This is a genomic window from Leucobacter sp. M11, from assembly GCF_035726885.1.
GTDB lineage: Bacteria > Actinomycetota > Actinomycetes > Actinomycetales > Microbacteriaceae > JAPFRB01.
Map to the genome: position 1 here is coordinate 253831 of NZ_JAPFRB010000003.1, position 889 is coordinate 254719.

Annotated in this window: 1 protein-coding gene; it reads right to left on the bottom strand. The window is 70.2% G+C overall.

Annotated elements, in window-relative coordinates:
• Positions 1-251: 251 nt before the first annotated feature.
• A partial coding sequence (locus OOT08_RS09510) for a PIG-L family deacetylase (RefSeq protein ID WP_325092410.1) occupies positions 252-889 on the bottom strand: 638 nt, incomplete at its 5' end.

Here is an 889-nt window from a genome sequence, read left to right on the forward strand (position 1 = left end):
GAGACGTGGTGCCCGGCGAGCCGGGTGTGCATCAGGCCGGGAATTGCGGTGTCATCGGCGGCATCGCGGTAGTATTCCACCCCCTGCACGAGCGAACTGACGCAGTTTCCAATCCCTGCCAGAGCTACCTTGACGGTCATCCTGATCCATTCCTTCGACGCGGTTTCGAGAATCGCCGACCCCGTGGGCGGGCATTCACCTGTGTGAGAACGATCAGGGGGTGTTTCCCCAAACCGTCACGACCGTTTAGTCTAACGACCCACCCGGAGAAAAGATTCCGTACGGGCGATCTGCTGGGGTTGCCCGCCGGAGTGCACGATCTCCTCTGGCCCCGTCACGGTCAGCTGCGTGGCGTGCGCGCCGAGCGCCTCTCGCTTCCGATCCAGCCACGGGGTGATGTCGTGGGCGACGATTTCGGCCTCGGCGTCGCGAGGCGAGGCGTCCGCCACAATCTCCCAGAAGGGCAGGTCGAGGCCGTGCGCAACCGCGCGGGCCAGCCGGTGCGCGTAGACGTGATCGGGGTGGCCGTAGCCGCCGCGGGCATCGTAGCTGACGACGCAGGTGGCCTCCGAGGCGATGACGTACTCGATCGCGTCCGCGATGGCCTCGTGCGCGGGGCGGGCGGTCAGGGCCTGCTCCCCGGCGTCCTCGGCGGGCCCCGCCCAGCCGTCCGCCTGCCAGACCATCCCCGAGTCCTGATAGGCGCGGGGCTCGGCGAAGTCCCGGAGGGCCGGGCTCGTGCCCAGGAAGGCGTGCTGGGTCACGCCGAGGGCCGCCAGGGCCGCGCGCAGCTCACCCTCGCGGTGTCCGGCGAGCTCCGGCGTGCCCGCCAGGTCCGCGTGGGGGCCCGGCACCACCTCGCCCCGTTCTCCCCGCGTCAGGGTCAGCA